Source organism: Alistipes finegoldii DSM 17242, assembly GCF_000265365.1.
GTDB classification, from domain to species: Bacteria; Bacteroidota; Bacteroidia; order Bacteroidales; family Rikenellaceae; genus Alistipes; species Alistipes finegoldii.
The window spans coordinates 1,949,225-1,966,877 of sequence record NC_018011.1 but is presented as its reverse complement, the minus strand read 5'-3'; the positions used below and the strand labels follow the sequence as shown (position 1 = coordinate 1,966,877).

General features: G+C 61.8%; 14 protein-coding genes. 7 read left to right on the top strand and 7 right to left on the bottom strand.

Annotated elements, in window-relative coordinates; translation table 11 throughout:
* Window positions 1-2: 2 nt before the first annotated feature.
* On the bottom strand, window positions 3-719 hold the full coding sequence (gene ubiE, locus ALFI_RS08600; protein WP_009597205.1) for a bifunctional demethylmenaquinone methyltransferase/2-methoxy-6-polyprenyl-1,4-benzoquinol methylase UbiE: 717 nt from the start codon (window positions 717-719) through the stop codon (window positions 3-5).
* Window positions 716-1,960 (bottom strand): ABC transporter permease, encoded by a 1,245-nt coding sequence (locus ALFI_RS08595; RefSeq protein ID WP_014775509.1) that lies wholly within the window; start codon window positions 1,958-1,960, stop codon window positions 716-718. Before ALFI_RS08595 ends, ubiE begins: the two co-directional genes overlap by 4 nt.
* A 76-nt stretch (window positions 1,961-2,036) precedes the next feature.
* On the opposite strand from ALFI_RS08595, the gene ALFI_RS08590 reads away from it, so the two are divergent.
* From ALFI_RS08590 to tpiA, 7 genes are all read left to right on the top strand, one after another.
* A complete protein-coding gene (locus ALFI_RS08590) occupies window positions 2,037-2,786 on the top strand; it encodes an SDR family NAD(P)-dependent oxidoreductase (RefSeq protein ID WP_009597204.1) in 750 nt (249 codons plus the stop codon).
* Window positions 2,787-2,789: 3 nt separating this feature from the next.
* Window positions 2,790-3,557 carry a zinc metallopeptidase gene (locus ALFI_RS08585; RefSeq protein WP_009597197.1) on the top strand — a complete coding sequence of 256 codons (768 nt, stop codon included), beginning with the start codon at window positions 2,790-2,792 and terminating at the stop codon, window positions 3,555-3,557.
* Window positions 3,558-3,564: 7 nt separating this feature from the next.
* Window positions 3,565-5,172 (top strand): SGNH/GDSL hydrolase family protein, encoded by a 1,608-nt coding sequence (locus tag ALFI_RS08580; protein ID WP_014775508.1) that lies wholly within the window; start codon window positions 3,565-3,567, stop codon window positions 5,170-5,172.
* Complete coding sequence (locus tag ALFI_RS08575; protein ID WP_014775507.1) at window positions 5,169-6,674, top strand: MBOAT family O-acyltransferase; 1,506 nt, start codon at window positions 5,169-5,171, stop codon at window positions 6,672-6,674. Before ALFI_RS08580 ends, ALFI_RS08575 begins: the two co-directional genes overlap by 4 nt.
* Window positions 6,675-6,819: 145 nt before the next feature.
* A complete protein-coding gene (locus ALFI_RS08570; protein ID WP_014775506.1) occupies window positions 6,820-7,467 on the top strand; it encodes a phosphatase PAP2 family protein in 648 nt (215 codons plus the stop codon).
* 210 nt (window positions 7,468-7,677) lie between these two features.
* On the top strand, window positions 7,678-9,399 hold the full coding sequence (gene lysS / locus ALFI_RS08565) for a lysine--tRNA ligase (protein ID WP_014775505.1): 1,722 nt from the start codon (window positions 7,678-7,680) through the stop codon (window positions 9,397-9,399).
* Between the two features lie 43 nt (window positions 9,400-9,442).
* On the top strand, window positions 9,443-10,201 hold the full coding sequence (gene tpiA, locus ALFI_RS08560; protein WP_014775504.1) for a triose-phosphate isomerase: 759 nt from the start codon (window positions 9,443-9,445) through the stop codon (window positions 10,199-10,201).
* Between the two features lie 90 nt (window positions 10,202-10,291).
* Here the strand turns inward: tpiA and ALFI_RS08555 are convergent, their stop codons facing one another.
* The 5 genes from ALFI_RS08555 to ALFI_RS08535 all read right to left on the bottom strand — a co-directional run bounded on the left by ALFI_RS08555 (window position 10,292) and on the right by ALFI_RS08535 (window position 17,012).
* Window positions 10,292-11,602 carry a histidine phosphatase family protein gene (locus tag ALFI_RS08555; protein ID WP_014775503.1) on the bottom strand — a complete coding sequence of 437 codons (1,311 nt, stop codon included), beginning with the start codon at window positions 11,600-11,602 and terminating at the stop codon, window positions 10,292-10,294.
* A gap of 15 nt (window positions 11,603-11,617) precedes the next feature.
* Window positions 11,618-12,523, bottom strand: coding sequence for an endonuclease/exonuclease/phosphatase family protein (locus ALFI_RS08550; protein ID WP_244264953.1), 906 nt, complete (start codon window positions 12,521-12,523; stop codon window positions 11,618-11,620).
* Between the two features lie 93 nt (window positions 12,524-12,616).
* Window positions 12,617-13,990 carry an FAD-dependent oxidoreductase gene (locus ALFI_RS08545; protein ID WP_014775501.1) on the bottom strand — a complete coding sequence of 458 codons (1,374 nt, stop codon included), beginning with the start codon at window positions 13,988-13,990 and terminating at the stop codon, window positions 12,617-12,619.
* Window positions 13,991-14,008: 18 nt separating this feature from the next.
* The gene (locus tag ALFI_RS08540) at window positions 14,009-15,316 is read right to left on the bottom strand and encodes an MFS transporter (protein ID WP_009597242.1); all 1,308 of its coding nucleotides are present in this window, start codon (window positions 15,314-15,316) and stop codon (window positions 14,009-14,011) included.
* Between the two features lie 16 nt (window positions 15,317-15,332).
* Window positions 15,333-17,012 (bottom strand): ribulokinase, encoded by a 1,680-nt coding sequence (locus ALFI_RS08535; protein ID WP_014775500.1) that lies wholly within the window; start codon window positions 17,010-17,012, stop codon window positions 15,333-15,335.
* Window positions 17,013-17,653 lie beyond the last annotated feature (641 nt).

Here is a 17,653-nt window from a genome sequence, read left to right as displayed (position 1 = left end):
CGTCACTTTTGTCCGGTGTAAATCTGCGCGATCCCGAAACTCTGGCTCCGGGCGCGGCACTCCCTGAACCCCGCGCGCTCCATCATCGCCATGAACTCCTTCGGCGCCGGAAACTCCCCGACCGACGCCGGGAGGTATTCGTAAGCCCGCTTGTCCTTCGACACCATGCCGCCGATGCGGGGCAGTATCTTATAGGTATAGAATTCGTACAACGCCCTGAACAGCCGGTTGCGGGGCCGCGAGAACTCCAGTACAACGACCTTGCCGCCCGGCTTTATCGTGCGGGCCATTTCGCGCAGCCCCGCATCCAGATCCCCGAAGTTGCGCACGCCGAAAGCCACCGTCGCCACATCCACCGATGCGTCGGCCACATGCAGGTGTTCGGCGTCCCCCGCGTCGAGCACGACGCGCCCGTCGAGCCCCCGCGCCGTCACCTTGCGGCGCGCCACGTCGAGCATCCCCTCCGAAAGATCCACGCCCAGCACCTGCACGCCGCGGATGCGGCGCGCCATCTCGATCGCCAGATCGCCCGTGCCGGTCGCTACGTCAAGTATCCGGTGCGGACGGCAGCGGCGCACGATGCGCACCACACGGCGGCGCCAGATGCGGTCGATGCTCATCGAGAGCGTATGGTTCAGCAGGTCGTACTTCGGCGCGATGTTGTCGAACATCTCGCGGACCTCCTCTTTCTTGGTCTGTTCGGTATTGTACGGTTTCATTCGTATCGGATCGATTCGTCGGGTTTTACGGTAGATACTATGCAGGCCGGCACCACGAGCAGCGCGACGATCGCCGCCACGACGCCGGCGTTGAGCGCCAGCCACCAGCCCCACCCCAGCGCGACGGGCACTTCGGAGAGCAGGTAGCCCTCGGAGCTGAGTTTCACGACATGGAAATATTTCTGCACGAGACACACGGCCAGCCCCGCGGCGTTGCCCCATGCCAGTCCGCGCAGCGTGACGAACGCCGCCCGCCAAAGAAACACCTCCCGCAGCGTAGCGTTGCGCATGCCGAACGCCTTCAGCAGGCCGATCATCCGCGTACGTTCCAGCACGAGGATCAGCAGCGCCGAAGTCATGTTGAAAAACGCCACCACGAGCATGATGCCGATAATCACCGCGGCATTCACGTCATGGGCCTTCAGCCAGTCGAAAATATTGGGATAAAGCTCCGTCACGCTACTCACGGCGAGGTTCGCCGTATCGTCGGCATCGTCGTAGAGCAGGGTCCGTCCGAGCCTGCGGGCGAAATCGTCGGCTCCGGCCAAGTCCGAGGTGAAAATCTCGTAGCCCGATATCTCGCCGTCCGACCAGTCCGCCAGCCGCTGCACGTTGCGCAGGTCGGTCATGATCACCGCGTCGTCCATTTCGTCCATTCCCGACGAGTAGATTCCCGCCACCTTGAAACGGTCGCGCCGGGGCCTGTCTCCGGTCTCGACGAAGAGCATTTCGACCTTGTCGCCCACGCCGAGCATCAGTTTCTCGGCCATGCCGCGCGACAGCAGTATATCTTTCGTACGCACCGAATCGCCCACACGGGGCAGCTCGCCCTCCACCAGCCACTGGCCGAACGACGACCAGTCGTAATCCCCGTCCACGCCCTTGAGCATCACCCCCTGCACGGCATCCGCCGTACGGACGATACCGCCCTTGACGGCATAGGGGGCCAGCGACACGAATCCTTCGGTGGTGCGGATCAGCTCCTCGGCGCGGGCACTGCGGCGCACGGGGTCCGAATCGAGCGTCCCCACGCCCCGCACGCCGTTCACCACGGCATGTCCCGAAAAGGCGGCCACCTTGCGGGACACCTCCTGCTTGAAACCCATGATCACGGCCATCGCCAGCAGCATCACCGCGACGCTCAACGCCACGGAAATCACGGCGATACGCTCCATCACACCGGGTTTGTTCTCCGGGGTGCGCTGCGCCGTCCGGCGGGCGATGAAAAAGGCGAGATTCACGGCTGCTTAATTTGCTGGAAAATTTATGCAAAGTAACACAATAATTTCGTATTTTTGCCCATCATAAACCCACTTTATGAAAAAACAGGCACTGATCACGGGAGCCACATCGGGCATCGGACGCGCCACGGCGCTCCGGCTCGCGGCCGAAGGATACGACATAACGGCGACGGGACGCCGCGCCGAACGGCTCGAAACGCTCCGCCGCGAAATCGAAGCGGCGGGCGGCCGCTGCACCGCGCTCGTCTTCGACGTGCGCAGCGAAGCGGAGGTCCGCAAATTCCTGAGCCCCCTCGAACGGGTGGACCTGCTCATCAACAACGCCGGACTGGCGGCCGGGCTGGAACACATCGACCAAGGCGACACGGCCGACTGGGACGCCATGATCGACACCAACGTCAAGGGACTGCTCTACGTCACGCGGGTCGTTACGCCCAAAATGGTCGCCGCGGGCGGCGGCCACGTGTTCAACATCGGCTCGATCGCGGGCACCGAAGCCTACGAAAACGGCGCGGTCTACTGCGCCTCGAAACACGCCGTGCACGCCATTTCGCAGTCCATGCGCGCCGACCTGCTGTCAAGCGGAATCAAGGTGACGGAGATCCGCCCCGGCATGGTCGAGACCGAATTTTCCGAGGTGCGCTTCCACGGCGACAAGGAGCGCGCCGACCGGGTTTACGACGGCGTCACCCCGCTTACGGGCGACGACATCGCCGAAGCGATCGCATGGGCCGCACAATTACCGGCCCATATGAACGTTAATGAAATGGTACTGATGCCCTCCCAGCAGGCGGGCGCTTACTACACATACAGAAAAAACCGTTAGACTATGACACACATGCTTTTGACCCTGCTTCAGTCGGGATATTACGCGGATTCGGGTTCTCAGGGAATCCACTACTCCGCAGCCATGATCGGAATGTACATACTGATCATCGTGATCGGCATCGCCGGTTACGCCGTGCAGGCGCGCCTGCAGTCGGTGTTCCGCAAATACTCCAAAGTCCAGTTCCCCGGCGGGCTGACGGGCGCCGAGGTGGCCGAAAAGATGCTGCGCGACAACCACATCCACAACGTCAAGGTGACGCATGTCAGCGGACACCTGACCGACCACTTCAACCCGCAGACGATGACCGTCAACCTGAGCGACAGCGTCTACTCTTCGACCAGCGTCGCCGCGGCCGCCGTCGCCGCCCACGAGTGCGGGCACGCCGTGCAGCACGCACAAGGCTACGCGCCGCTGACGCTCCGCTCGCAGCTGGTGCCCGTCGTGCAGTTCTCCTCGACGGCCGCCACATGGGTCATCATCCTCGGACTGGTGCTCATGACCACCACACAGAACGCCCTGCTGTGCTGGATCGGCGTAGGCATGATCGCCATGTCGGCGATCTTCTCGCTGGTCACGCTTCCCGTGGAGTACAACGCCTCGGCCCGCGCGCTGGAGTGGCTGCAGGTCAGCCGCACGATGCAGGGAGCGCAGCTCGCTCAGGCGAAAGAGGCGCTGGGCTGGGCCGCACGCACCTATCTCGTAGCCGCACTGAGCGCCGTCGCGTCGGTTCTCTACTGGGTCTTCGTAATCCTCGGACGGCGCGACTGATTCCCGGATGAACACCCCCGAAAAAGACTGCATCCACCGGGGATGGATCGCGGCGCTGGCGCTGATCGCAGTGCTGACGGCCGTCAGTTTCATCCCCCCTCAGAGTCTGGGCGGCGTAAAACTCCGCCGGGCCAATATTCTCTCGGACCTCGTGGCGTTCGATGACGCGGTCGCCGCGGCCGAGGAGCCTGCGCTCTTCGACGAGGAGGATTTCCACGTCGATATGGAGCAGGTCGCCGAACGGATCGAAGCGGAGCGGATCGAAGCCGATTCCGCACCGCGCCCCGTACAGATCACCTTCGAATGGACGCTCGCCCCGGACAGCGTCCGGCGCATGCCGGTCGTTCCCGACAGCGCCCGGCTGAACCCGACGCTGGTGGAGATCGAGGATTTCGGCACGCCCGATTCGAGCCGTCTGCGGGCTTTCTACGACACGCTGCTCTGCGCCCGGCGTCCGGTGCGCATCGCCGTGCTGGGCGACTCGTTCATCGAAGGCGACATCCTCACGGCCGACCTGCGTGAAAGGCTCCAGCAGGCTTACGGCGGCGGAGGCGCGGGCTTCGCGCCGATGGCCTCGCCCCTGACGGCGTTCCGCCGCACGATCAAAACCCAGTCGAAAGGCTGGACCTCCTACAACATCATGCAGCGCAAGGCCGCGCCGCAGAACCTGCGCGAGAACTTCTACGTTTCGGGCTGGGTCTGCCAGCCTGCGGCCGGAGCTTCGACCCGCTGGGAAAACAGCGACTACCGCAAGCGGCTCGACAGCTGCACCGCGGCGCGGGTCTTCTTCATCAGCCCCGGCGAAAGCCGCGTGGAGCTGACGCTCAACGACTCGCTGCGCCGTGAATTCACGGTCGAAGGCGCCCCGAACATACGCCAGATCGCCGTCACGGCTCCCCACGTCCGCTCGCTCTCGTTCAAGGTGCTCTCCGGCAACGAGGGATTCATCGGCTACGGCGCGGTGTTCGAAGCCGACGGCGTGGTGGTGGACAACTACTCGGTGCGCAGCAACAACGGGCAGGCGATGTTCTGGACCAACCCGTCGGTCAATGCGCAGATGAACGACCTGCTGGGGTACGACCTCGTGATCCTGCAATACGGACTCAACATCATGCAGACGGGCGTGAGCAACTACACCAACTACGCCGGCCAGATCGAGAAGATGGTGGCTTACGTCCGCCAGTGCTTCCCGACCGCCGCCGTGCTGGTGCTGGGCGTCAGCGACCGTTCGGTGAAGACCGACGCCGGTTTCGAACCGATGGACGCCATTCCCCACATGCTCGGCTACCAGCGGGGCGCCGCCGAAAACACCGGAGCGGCCTTCTGGCCCACCTGCGACGCCATGCGTTCGCTGGGCGGCATGGAGCAGTTCGTCGCCAACGGCTGGGCCGGCAAGGACTTCACGCACATCAATTATGCCGGCGGCCGGCGCGTGGCGTGGTCGCTCTTCGACGCCCTCAACGCCGGGGCGAACCGGGCCTATACGGAAGCGGAAGCCGCACGCATCCGCCGGCAGGCCGAGCAGGCCGTGCTCGACAGCCTGCGGCGCCGGCGGATCGAACGCGACCTGATCCCCGGCATTCCGCCGGAAACCCTCAACGCACCGCTGAAATGACACTCCCCGCATTGGACGGCATCCCGGAAAAGCTGCAGGCGCTGCTCACCTACGACGCCTCGTCGCCGCTGATCTTCAGCAGCGGGCTGTTCCTGTTTCTGTTCGCCGGATTCATGCTCGTCTACAGCATGTTCCGCCGTGCCCCGATGGCCCGGATCGTCTACGTCATCCTCTTTTCGCTCTACTTCTACTACAAGTCGAGCGGCATCTACTTCCTGCTGCTGATCTTCGCCGCGACGAGCGACTACTGGATCGCCAAAGGCATCCATGCCGCCCGCTCGACGCGGGCAAAGCGGTGGCTCGTGGTGCTGAGCGTGGCGGTGAACCTCGGCATGCTGGCCTACTTCAAGTACACCAATTTCCTGATCGACATCGCCAACCAGATGTTCGGGCAGGGATTCATGCAGTTCCAGAACATCTTCCTGCCCGTCGGCATCTCGTTCTTCGTCTTCCAGTCGATGAGCTATACCATAGACATTTACCGCGGTCAGCTCAAGCCGCTCGACAACTGGTGCGACTACCTGTTCTACCTCTCGTTCTTCCCGCAGCTGGTGGCCGGGCCGATCGTCCGCGCAAGGGACTTCATCCCGCAAATCCGGCAGAACCCCATCGTCGTGACGCGCGAAATGTTCGGCACGGGCGTCTTCCTGATCCTGACGGGTCTGTTCAAGAAGGCGATCATTTCGGACTACATCTCGCTCAACTTCGTCGACCGCATCTTCGACGAGCCGCTGCTCTATTCGGGCTTCGAATGTCTGGCGGGCATCTACGGCTACGCCCTGCAAATCTACTGCGACTTCTCAGGCTATTCGGACATGGCCATCGGCATCGCCCTGCTGCTGGGATTCCGGTTCCCCAAGAACTTCGACGCCCCCTACAAGTCGGCCACCATCACCGAATTCTGGCGGCGGTGGCATATCTCGCTCTCCACATGGCTGCGCGACTACCTCTACATTTCGCTGGGCGGCAACCGCAAAGGCAAACTGCGCACCTACGGCAACCTGCTCATCACGATGCTGCTGGGCGGACTGTGGCACGGCGCCGCCGTCCGCTTCATCCTCTGGGGCGCGCTGCACGGCGCGGCGCTGGCGCTGCACAAGCTCTGGATGGCGGTCGTGCCGGGCGCCAAGGCCACGGGCGACCGGATGCACTGGTGGAGCCGCGCGGCCGGCATCTTCTTCACGTTCAACCTCGTCTGTCTGGGGTGGCTGATGTTCCGCGCCGAGTCGATGCAGACCGTCGAGCTGATGCTTCACCAGATTTTCTACAACTTCAACGCCGCGATGATCCCGCAGGTCGTCTCCGGCTATGCGGGCGCCTTCGCCCTGATCGCCGCAGGCTTCCTGCTCCACCTGATGCCCGGACGCGCGGACCGCTTCGCGCAGCGGCTGGTGTCGCACGCACCGCTGGTCCTGCAGATCGTCATGGCGGCGGCGATGATCTGGTGCGTGATGCAGGTCAAGTCGAGCGACATACAACCGTTCATCTACTTTCAGTTTTAAACTGCGTATGACGGCCGCCTTGCATCCCGGTATGTTCCTCCCACGGCCGCCGGCCGTGTCTGCAAGTCCGGCCCCGCTCCCCGGAGAGGCTTCCGGCAATGCGCCCAAAACGGCTTGCGACCATTTACGACAAATCCATTGACCCATGTATACCTTCGACCACGACCTTTTCTCTGCCCTCAATTTCGACGGCGGCACCGCTATGGACCGCGTGATGCTCACCGTTTCGGGCACCGCCATGTGGCTCCCGCTCTACGCCCTGATCCTCTGGCTGATATGGCGGCACAGCGGCTGGCGCGGCATGCTGATCTTCACGGCGCTGATGCTGGCGGCGATCGGACTCGCGGACATGGTGTCGGGCATCTTCAAGAGCAACGGAGTGCTGGGCGGCCTGCTCCTTGATTTCGAACCGCGCCCGCGCCCGATGTTCACCCCCTCGCTCGAAGGGCTGGACATCACGCCCGATTCGCTGCGCGTCATGCGCCGCGAGGCAGTCCCCCGCCACTGGGCGGTCCACGTCCCGCCCGAAGCCGTCAGCGGCATGTACGGCACCGTCTCGGCGCACGCCGCGACCATCGTCGCGCTGGCCGTACTCGCCTGCGGCGCGATCCGCCGCCGCTGGTTCACGGGGCTGATGGTCGTCTGCTCGGTGGTGATCTGCTACTCGCGCATCTACCTCGGCAAACACTTCCCGATGGACCTCGTATGGGGCACGCTGGTCGGCGCCGCGCTCGGATACGCCGCACTGCGGGCCTACCGCCGCCTGATCCGCCGGGATTCCGCCGCCGGCTGACGCATCCCGGACGACAACCCTCCGGAAGACAGGTCCCGGACGACGCTTCCCAATGCCCCCGGACAACTCGCCCGGACGACACATCCCGGACAATACGGAGAGCCGCAAAAAATGCGGCTCCTTTTTATTCCATACCGCGCCCGGTTCGTATTTCGGCAGAATTTATTAACTTTGCACGGTTAACAGTCAAAACATTCAAAAACATACGATATGAGCATCGAACTCAGTGAACAGGAACAGCTCCGGAGACAGTCGCTCGCAGCCCTGCGCGAGCTGGGCATCGACCCCTACCCCGCCGCCCGTTACGAAGTGACGGCCACGGCGCGGGAGATCGCCGAAAACTTCGACGAGACCAAGGGCAACTACGGGGACGTCCGCATCGCAGGCCGCATCATGACGCGCCGCATCATGGGCAGCGCTTCGTTCTTCGAATTGCAGGACCATACGGGCCGCATTCAGGTCTACATCCGCCGCGACGACATCTGCCCCGAAGGCGATCCCACGCTGTATAACACGGTGTTCAAGAAACTGCTCGACATCGGCGACTTCATCGGCGTCGAAGGCTTCGCGTTCCATACCAATACGGGCGAGCTGTCGGTGCACTGCCGCAAGTTCACGGTGCTCTCGAAGTCGATCCGCCCGCTGCCCGTGGTCAAGGAGAAGGACGGCCAGACGTTCGACGCCTTCACCGATCCCGAAGTCCGCTACCGCCAGCGTTACGTCGATCTGGCGGTCAATCCGCAGGTACGCGAGGTCTTTGTCAAGCGCGCCAAAATCATCTCGACCATGCGCGAGTTCTTCAACTCGAAAGGCTACGTCGAGGTCGAAACCCCGATTCTCCAGCCTATTCCGGGCGGCGCCGCGGCGCGTCCGTTCATCACGCACCACAATGCGCTCGACATCGACCAGTACCTGCGCATCGCCAGCGAGCTGTACCTCAAGAAACTGATCGTCGGCGGATTCGACGGCGTCTACGAGTTCGGCAAGAACTTCCGCAACGAAGGCATGGACCGCACGCACAACCCCGAATTCACCGTCATGGAGATTTACGTGGCCTACAAGGACTACCTCTGGATGATGGAATTCACCGAGCAGATGCTCGAAAAAGTCGCCGTGGCCGTAAACGGCACGACGGAGCTGACGCTCGACGGCAAGCAGATTTCGTTCAAAGCGCCGTTCCGCCGCTTGTCGATGACCGACGCCATCCGCGAAAAGACCGGCTACGACATCACCGGCCAGAGCGAGGAGCAGCTGCGCGAAGCCTGCAAGCGTCTGAACGTCGAGACCGACGCGACGATGGGCAAGGGCAAGCTGATCGACGCCATCTTCGGCCAGTACTGCGAGGAGGAGCTTGTCCAGCCGACCTTCGTCACGGACTACCCGATCGAAATGTCGCCCCTGTGCAAGCGTCACCGCTCGAACCCCGAACTGACGGAGCGTTTCGAGCTGTTCGTTAACGGCAAGGAGCTTTGCAACGCCTACTCCGAGCTGAACGACCCGATCGACCAGCTGGAGCGCTTCCAAGAGCAACTCCAGCTGAGCGAAAAGGGCGACGACGAAGCGATGTTCATCGACATGGACTTCGTGCGCGCACTGGAATACGGCATGCCGTCGTGTTCGGGCATGGGCATCGGCATCGACCGTCTGACGATGTTCATGACCGATCAGGCTTCGATTCAGGACGTGCTGTTCTTCCCGCAGATGCGCCCCGAAAAGAAAGCCGTGAGCGATCCGGTGGAGAAATACACCGAGATCGGCGTTCCCGAAGAGTGGGTGCCCGTGATCCAGAAAATGGGCTACATCACGGTCGAAGCGCTGAAAAAGCTCGCTCCGGGCAAGTTTTTCAACGACTTGTGCGGCTTCAACAAGAAAAACAAACTCGGCCTGAAGGCTCCCTCGATCGAAGAGGTCAAAAAATGGTGCGAGGAATAATTCCGCTTGGAAAATTTATTTTACTTATAAAAACAAACCGAATATGAGAAAGAAAATTGTTGCCGGCAACTGGAAGATGAACACGCTTCCCGCCGAAGGTGTAGAACTGGCCAAGAACATCGTCGCAGGCCGCGGCGAAGTATGCTCGTGCGTTAATTTCATCGTATGCCCTCCGTTTACGCACCTCTCGACGGTTGCCGAAGCGCTCAAGGGTTCGGACGTCGCACTCGGCGCGCAGAACTGCGCAGCCGAAGCCAAAGGCGCCTACACGGGCGAGATCGCCGCTTCGATGATCGCGGCGCTGGGCTGCAAGTACGTGATCCTCGGCCACTCGGAGCGCCGCCAGTACTACGGCGAGACTTCCGAGACGCTCAACAAGAAGATGGCGCAGGCTTACGCAAACGGCCTGACGCCGATCTACTGCGTGGGCGAGAACCTCGAAGAGCGTGAAGCCGGCAAGCACTTCGACGTGGTGAAGGCGCAGATCGAAGAGGTCGTCTACAACCTCACCGCCGAGCAGTACAAGGAGCTCGTGATCGCATACGAACCCGTTTGGGCCATCGGCACGGGCAAGACCGCAACGGCCGAGCAGGCGCAGGAGATCCACGCCTACATCCGCAAGGTGCTGGCCGAGAAGTTCGGCGCAGCAGCCGAAGAGACGGCGATCCTGTACGGCGGTTCGTGCAAGCCCTCGAACGCGGCGGAAATCTTCGCAAAGGAGGACGTGGACGGCGGTCTGATCGGCGGCGCAGCCCTCAAGGCGGAGGACTTCCTCGGCATCGGCAAAGGCTTTGCGAAATAAGCGGCCCCGACCGCAAACAAAAAGCTCTTCCAGTAATGGAAGAGCTTTTTTCATATCGTCCCGGAGCGTCCCGCCCCGAAACGGCGCAGGCTATTTCGCGGCCGGATCGGGCAGGTTCTCCATTACGTTCCGGTAGAAGTCGCGCACGTCGTTCCAGCGGTAGTAAGGCGCCAGATCGCTTGCGACGGGAATCCGCACCTCGCGTTCGTTGTAGAGGAATTTCACCAGCACGTCGTCCGCAGCTTTCTTACGGTAGAAAACCAGCTGGATATTGGCCGCCATCGGCGTAATCCTGTACAAGGGCCACGCTTGGGCGATCTTTTCGGGATCGCTCTCCACGACGTCGCACCCCTCGAACTGCAGCAGCGACACGAACGTCATCAGGTTGCCGTCGTGGCCGAACCGCAGGTCGGCCGAAACCGCGCCGCCCTCCACGGCCCGGTCGGCGCGCGTGAGGAAATCCTCCAGCAGCGCCTTGGCATAATACTGCGGAAAACGCCTGTTGAGCGGCGAAGGGCCGCGGATCACGTAATACTTATAGTTGTCGTACACGTTCAGCCCGTAAAGCTCGTCGGTGGTAAAGAGGTCGTAAAACGAAATCCCCAGACCGACGTTCTGCATGTCGGCGGCGAAATAGAAAAGGCCCTTCATCAGCTTCTGCGCGTCGATCGTCCGCACGAACTCCCCGTCGGCGAACAGCTCCGACATCAGCCGGCCGGGACGCACGAACCGATCCCCGATCCGCTCGTACTCCTCCTGCCAACCGCCCTTGTCGATGAAGTCGAGGTACTCCCGGCTGAGCGTCGGATTGGTCGGCTTGCTGTAGAAATTGAGGTAGCGCGTCGTCCTGCGGCCCGCCGTGCGCGACACCTCCAGACGGGGATTAAGCTCCTTGAGCCGCTCGCAGAAAGCCGCCATGCTCAGCACGCACCGCACCACGAGGGTCGCCTGCGCATCGACGACCGCGCCGGAGCGGAATACTTCGGGGAAATTGCGGTACATGCGCGCGGCGATCTCCCGGTGCTGCTCGGCGCCGAGGGGCGAAAGATCGCCGCCCCGGTCGATGCCGTCGTCGTAGACGCGCTTCACCCGGCCGTAGACCTCGCGTCCCCGCTCGGTAAACGCATTCGCGGCGTCGGCGGCCCGGAAAACGGCCATCACCTCGTCGTATTCGCTGTCGTGCAGCAGCCAGCGCGAACCGTGCCGGCCGTAGTGACTGATATAAAACGGCTTATAACCCTTCGGCGCAGGCGTCAGCACGGGATTGTCGTAGGTGTAGACATAATATACGCCGCCGGACTTGCCGGGATTTGCAGCTATTTCGTCCCGGAGGTTCTGTCCCGAAGCGGCCAGCGCCGCGAGGGAGCAGAGAACGGCCGCGAATAGTTTTGTAAATCTCATCTGTTTTTCGTTCGGTTACTGAATGATAAAATCGGACATCAGAAAGTAGTGGTCGCTGGGGTACAGACCATCGACCTTGTCGCGGAGAATCTCCGCCGCAACGGGTTGCAGGTTGCCGCGCACGAAGATAAAGTCGATGCGGCGCGCGTTCTTTTTCCTGTAATCCGGGCCTTTGAACCCGTGGTAGGTAAAGCCGGCTTCGCCGGGACCATGTACGGCCTCGTACGCCTCCTGCCACCCGGCGTCACGCAGGCACGCGACGGGTGCATTCTCGATTCCCGAATTGAAATCGCCGCAGATGATCTGCGGGAAGCCGTCGGCATACTGCGCGCACTCCCCGACGATCATCTTCATCTGCTCGCGCCGCGCATCGTCCGACTTGTGGTCGAGGTGGATGTCCAGCACGCGGAACTCCGCGCCGCTCTTCCGGTCGCGCAGGCGCACCCAGTTGCAGTGGCGGGCGCGCATCGTGTTCCACGAACAGCTGCCCGCGGCAAGCGGGGTTTCCGACAGCCAGTAGCAGCCCGACGAGACGAACTCGTAACGCTTTTTGCTGAAGAAAATCACGTTCTTGCCGATAAAGTGATAACCTTCGGTATAGGGATCCATCTCCGGACCTGCGAATCCGTAAGCGACATAATCCGAGAATTTCTCCTTGAAATAATTATACGAATCGTAAATCACCTCCTGCATGCAGATCACATCGGGTCTGTACATGCGGATCGCCTTCAGGCAGACCTCGCGGCGGTCCTCCCAGCGGCGTCCTGCGGTCTCGTCTTCGGGCAGTCCCGTGATGCGGACGTTGCAGGTCATGATGCGGGTCACCGGCTGCCCGGACGCCGGACGCGCCGCAGTTGCGGAGACCGCCGTAACGCAGGCCGCAAGACAGCCTGCCAGACAAAGCATAAAGCTCTTCTTCATCGGTTCAAGTCTTAAAAGCAAGCGCTGCAGCGGGCGGAATCCGACCCGCCACAGGCTTACCCGGTTTAAACATTATCTAACCAAAAAACCGTATCAACGCAGGTATGCACCGGTCTGGCGCAGTTCTTCCCGCACCTTCTCCACATCGACCGCCGAGGGGCGTACGCCCTCTTCGAGCGCGATGCGCGCCGCACGTCCGGCGGCTTCGCCCAGCGCCATGCAGGTGGACATCACGCGCGTCGAAGCCATCGCTTCGTGGTTCATCGACGAGCAGCGGCCCGCAACCAGCAGGTTCTCGACCGCGGCGGGCACGAGCGAACGATAGGGAATGTCATAGCAGTCCTCGCACCAATGGAGCGTGCAGTCGCCGCCCGTGGCGTGGTGGATATCCACCGGATAGCTGGCCACGGCGACCGCGTCGTCGAAGCGGCGGCAGGCGAGGATATCTTCGGCCGTCAGGATATATTTTCCGACGATCACGCGGCTTTCGCGGATGCCCATGAAGGGAGCCACCTTCTCGCGCCATGCGTTCTCGAAGCCGGGAACGAAGTTCTTCAGGTAGCGTTCCAGCTCGTAAATCTGCTTGCGGCCCTCCACCTCGCCGTGCGTATAGCTTTCCGGCTTGGTCGAATCGACGCCGCTCACGCGCGACATGTTCACCCAGATTTCGTCGTCCTTGATGCCGGTAATGAGGATCGTACGCGCCACGGGAATCTTATACCCCGCCTCTTCGGCCTTGCGGATCTGGTTGCGCAGGCCGACGGTGATGAATTTTCCGGTCCGGAACTGCTCGGCGGGCATGGTGTCCATGTCGAAGACATCGGGCTGGCTGACCAGCGCATCGCGCAGCTTCTGCACATCGACGCCCTTCATGCAGAACATCAGCGTCGGAGGCTGCATGCCGCCGTCGGCATCGCCCTTGCGGCACTCGACGCCCGCACGGCAGGCCACGTCGCCGTCGCCCGTACAGTCGATGACCGTCTTGGCGAGGATCGCCTCGCGTCCCGCCTTGCTCTCGATGACGACGCCTTCGACGGCATCGCCGTTTTTAACGACGTCGGCGCAGAATACGTACAACAGCACTTCGACGCCGACCTCCTGCAGCATCTCCAGCGCCACGGTCTTCGCCTCTTCGGGGTCGATGATCGTCAGGCTCACATGGAGCTTGCAGGGACGGTGTTCGCCGGCGGCGCCCCGCGCACGCAGGCGGTCGATGAAGAGCTGGGGCAGTCCTTTGATAATCTGGTTGCCCTTGCGTCCGAGGTAGCCCAGAATCGGCAGACCGATGGTCAGGTTGCCGCCCAGATAGCCGCGGCTTTCGATCAGCATGACGCGCAGGCCCTTGCCTGCCGCCGCACGTGCGGCCATGATGCCCGCAGGGCCGCCGCCCACGACGAGCACGTCCACCTCGGCGCGAACCGGAATCTCCCGCTGGGGTTCCGTAATCGTTGTTTTCTGATTTGCCATATTTGCAATGTTTTAGGTTTATTTTACGGTTTTCGGAGTTTCGTGGCGTACCATGCGCCACAGGATAACGGCCGTTACGAGGTGCATCACGCCCATGACGGCGAACAGCACGTTGCCCATCGTCGCCAGCAGCGAACCGATGAAAATGTTGAACACCGCGCCGCCCACGGCTCCCGCGCCGGCCGTGATGCCGACCACGCTGGCGACGTTCTTCACGGGGAATGCCTCGGCGATGACCACGCAGATCGTGTAGAGCCAGCTCAGGCACATGATCGCGATCAGGCTGAAGATCGCCACCACAAGTCCGATGCGCGCATCGAACGACACGGCCTGCCACTCGCTCACATAGGGCGTGAGGATGCACAGCGGCGCCACGAAGGCCATGAGGATCATCATCGTCTTGCGGGCCTTCAGCGCCGGCATGCCGCGGCGCACGAGCCAGTCGGACCAGACCGAGGTGAGGATGCCGCCGACGGCGCCGAACAGGAACGGCAGTCCGCCGATATACTGAATCATGTCGAGCGTAGCCTGCTGCGAGAGCCCCTGCGCTTCGCCCATGCTGCGCAGGTATCCCGGCAGCCAGAAGCAGCAGAAATACCAGACGGGGTCGCTGATCAGACGGATCAGCAGCACGCCCCAGAGCGAGCGCGTCGTCCACAGCTCGCCCCACGTGAAGGCCCGCTGCTGTTCGCCGTTGTTCCGCGCGACTTCGTCCTTGTCGGGGGCCATCGTGACGGCCAGCACCTCCTGCGGCGGATTCTTATAGATCAACGCCCATGCCACGGCGATCACCAGACCTACCAGACCGGCCACGATGAAGACGTCGTGCCACGGCAGGAACCGGGCCATCCACGCGATGACCAGCGGCGCGATGACCGTTCCCAGCGAACCGCCCGCCGTACAGAGACTGTTGGCCGTGGCGCGGTGGCGTTTCTCGAACCAGAGCGTGACGGCCACGATCTGTCCGGCGAAGATCGTCGGCTCGGCCAGTCCGAGGATGCCGCGGCAGATGGTGAATTCGACGACGTTGGTCGAAAGGCCGCCGCCGATGCAGGCCAACGACCATGCGACGATACCACCCAGCATCACCTTCTTCGACCCGAAGCGGTCCACCAGAATGCCCGATATGGGATACATGATGGCGTAACAGATCAGGAATACGTTGACGATCCACGCGTACTGGAGGTCTTCGATGCCGAAATGGGTCAGGATTTCGGGTTTGAGGATCGACAGCAGCTGGCGGTCGAGGTAGTTGCAGATGATTGCGACGAAAATCGTCGCCACAATATACCAACGACGCTTGTTCGGGTTTTGAAGTAAATTCATTCGGGTTTCTTTTGTCTTATCGGTTTATAAAAAGGTTCTCGGTGAAAGCGCCCAAGGCGCGGTAACGCTCATAGCGGAGCGCCAATATGCCGGACTTCGCGGCGTCGGGCGTGTAAACACGGGCGACGGACGGACAGAGCGCCCGCTGCGCCGCACCGACCGACGGATAGAGTCCCGCGGCGGCGGCCGCATGGACCACGGCGCCGAGCGCGCAGGAGTGCGCGCTGCCGGAGACTTCGATCGCCATGCCCGTCACATCGGCGAGCAGCTGCATGACAAAGGGGGATTTCTGCGAAATGCCGCCGATGCCCACCAGCCGTCCGATCTCCACGCCGTTCTCCGCCAGATGGTCGAGTATGGCCTTCGTCGCGAAAACCGTCGCCTCGGCAAAGGCGTAATAAAGCTCCGGTGCGGTCGCCGAGAGGTTCAGCCCCACGACCGAACCGGTCAGCCGGTTGCAGGGATAGGGCGAACGGCGGCCGTTCAGATAATCGGTCGCCAGCGGCGCATCGGCCCGCAGGGGCAGCTGCGCGGCGGCTTCGGCCAGTTTGGCCAGCAACCGCTCTTCGGTCTGCGCGGCCAGTGCGCGGAGCGTCTCGTTCTCAGGATCGGCCGGCAGCAGCACTTCGCGCAGCGGCCAGCAGAGCAGGCGCTTGAACCACGCGTACACGTCGCCGAAGGCCGACATGCCCGCTTCGAATCCGACCATGCCGGGAAGTATCGAGCCGTCCACCTGACCGAAAATACCTTCGACCATCCGGTCGCCCATCTTTTCGGGCGGCATGACGGCCATGTAGCAGGCCGACGTGCCCAGATTCAGCACCACGGTCCCGTGACAGATGCCCGCGCCGACGGCGCCCGAATGGCAATCGACATTCCCCACTCCGATGACCACCTGCTCCGACAGCCCCAGTTTCGCCGCCCATTCGGGGCTGAGCGTACCTGCAGGAGTGTCGCAGCCGTACGTCCTGACGGGCAGGCGCCGCAGGATAGGCAGCAGGATAGGCAGCAGGACGGGGTCGAGTCCGGCGAAGAACTCTTCGGGCGGATAGCCGCCCCACTCTTCGGCCCACATCACCTTCGACCCGGCGGCGCAAAGCCCCGACCGCAAATCCTCCATAGCGCGGCAGCCGGTCAGCACGGCCGGAATCCAGTCGCACAGCTCGACGACGGCCCACGCATCGCGGCGCAGCCGTTCGGAACCCCGCAGCAGGTGCAGGACCTTCGACCAGAAACACTCCGACGAATAGTGGTTGCCCGAACGGCGGGCGTAATTGATTTCGCCGCGGGCGCAGAGGGCGGTGATCTCCTCCGACTCCCGCTGCGCCGTGTGGTCCTTCCACAAAACGAACATCGCATCGGGATTCTCCTCATAACCCGCCGTCAGCGACAGCGGCGTGCAGGTGCGATCGACCAGACACGGCGTGCTGGCGGTCGTATCCACGGCGATGGCGCGTATCGCCTCCGGCGCAGGACACTGCGCAATGACCTGCCGCAGCACCTGCTCCAGCCCCTCCAGATAATCCAGCGGGTGCTGGCGAAACTGCGATTTCGCGGTGTCGCAGTACAATCCCCGGCCCCAGCGGGAGTAATTACAAACGGCGACGGCGATCCCTTCGCCGGACTCTGCATCGGCCAGCAGCGCCCGCACCGAGTCGGTGCCGTAGTCTATTCCAATAACGTACAGGTGTTCCATTATAGCTTATTTTCAGTGCAAATCGTCGCTAAACGAAAGGTAAAAGAGAGCAAAATCCCTTACTTGACTTTGCGAATATATTAAAATATTGCTACAAAAAGAAAATTTTCAACAAGAAATTTTGCAAATACAAAAAAATAAATATAAATTCACCCCTGAAAAAGATAAGAAAAACAAATAAAAGCAAATAATGACTAACTTTACAGCGATGACCTCATCCTCTGCCTGCCGGGCAAACGGACGTTCCGTTTTCCGGACGGCATATCCGGCGGACCGGGCATTTCGCTGTAATCCGGGCGGTTTCTCCGAAGCTCATGCGGCGAAAACCTCCGACAACCCTTTTTCAATGCGCCGGCCTTATACCTATATTTTATACAACAAACGGAAATCGCCCCGAATAAGTATCGGACTCGGAATTTCCGCATAATCCGACGCGCATTTTCTTTCGAGCGCGCCTTTCGCCTAAAGAATACCTTACAACAACAAAAAGAAACTACACCCATAATTCAGACAACAAAGAGAAAACACCCGCACACACAACCAAGACAAACGACATCGCATTATGAACCCTGAATTTCCGGCCTTTTCGGGCCAATAACCCGGATTCCTTCCGACGGACAGGCGCATCGCGTCTGCCCCGT

Bases quoted from the DNA above. Each gene is read 5' to 3' on its own strand.
- ALFI_RS08555 (WP_014775503.1), bottom strand. From the start codon at position 11,602: ATGAGATTTACAAAACTATTCGCGGCCGTTCTCTGCTCCCTCGCGGCG.
- ALFI_RS08540 (WP_009597242.1), bottom strand. From the start codon at position 15,316: ATGAATTTACTTCAAAACCCGAACAAGCGTCGTTGGTATATTGTGGCG.
- lysS (WP_014775505.1), top strand. From the start codon at position 7,678: ATGAGCATCGAACTCAGTGAACAGGAACAGCTCCGGAGACAGTCGCTC.
- ALFI_RS08570 (WP_014775506.1), top strand. From the start codon at position 6,820: ATGTATACCTTCGACCACGACCTTTTCTCTGCCCTCAATTTCGACGGC.
- ALFI_RS08535 (WP_014775500.1), bottom strand. From the start codon at position 17,012: ATGGAACACCTGTACGTTATTGGAATAGACTACGGCACCGACTCGGTG.
- ALFI_RS08580 (WP_014775508.1), top strand. From the start codon at position 3,565: ATGAACACCCCCGAAAAAGACTGCATCCACCGGGGATGGATCGCGGCG.
- ALFI_RS08590 (WP_009597204.1), top strand. From the start codon at position 2,037: ATGAAAAAACAGGCACTGATCACGGGAGCCACATCGGGCATCGGACGC.
- ALFI_RS08550 (WP_244264953.1), bottom strand. From the start codon at position 12,523: ATGAAGAAGAGCTTTATGCTTTGTCTGGCAGGCTGTCTTGCGGCCTGC.
- ALFI_RS08585 (WP_009597197.1), top strand. From the start codon at position 2,790: ATGACACACATGCTTTTGACCCTGCTTCAGTCGGGATATTACGCGGAT.
- ALFI_RS08575 (WP_014775507.1), top strand. From the start codon at position 5,169: ATGACACTCCCCGCATTGGACGGCATCCCGGAAAAGCTGCAGGCGCTG.
- tpiA (WP_014775504.1), top strand. From the start codon at position 9,443: ATGAGAAAGAAAATTGTTGCCGGCAACTGGAAGATGAACACGCTTCCC.
- ubiE (WP_009597205.1), bottom strand. From the start codon at position 719: ATGAAACCGTACAATACCGAACAGACCAAGAAAGAGGAGGTCCGCGAG.
- ALFI_RS08545 (WP_014775501.1), bottom strand. From the start codon at position 13,990: ATGGCAAATCAGAAAACAACGATTACGGAACCCCAGCGGGAGATTCCG.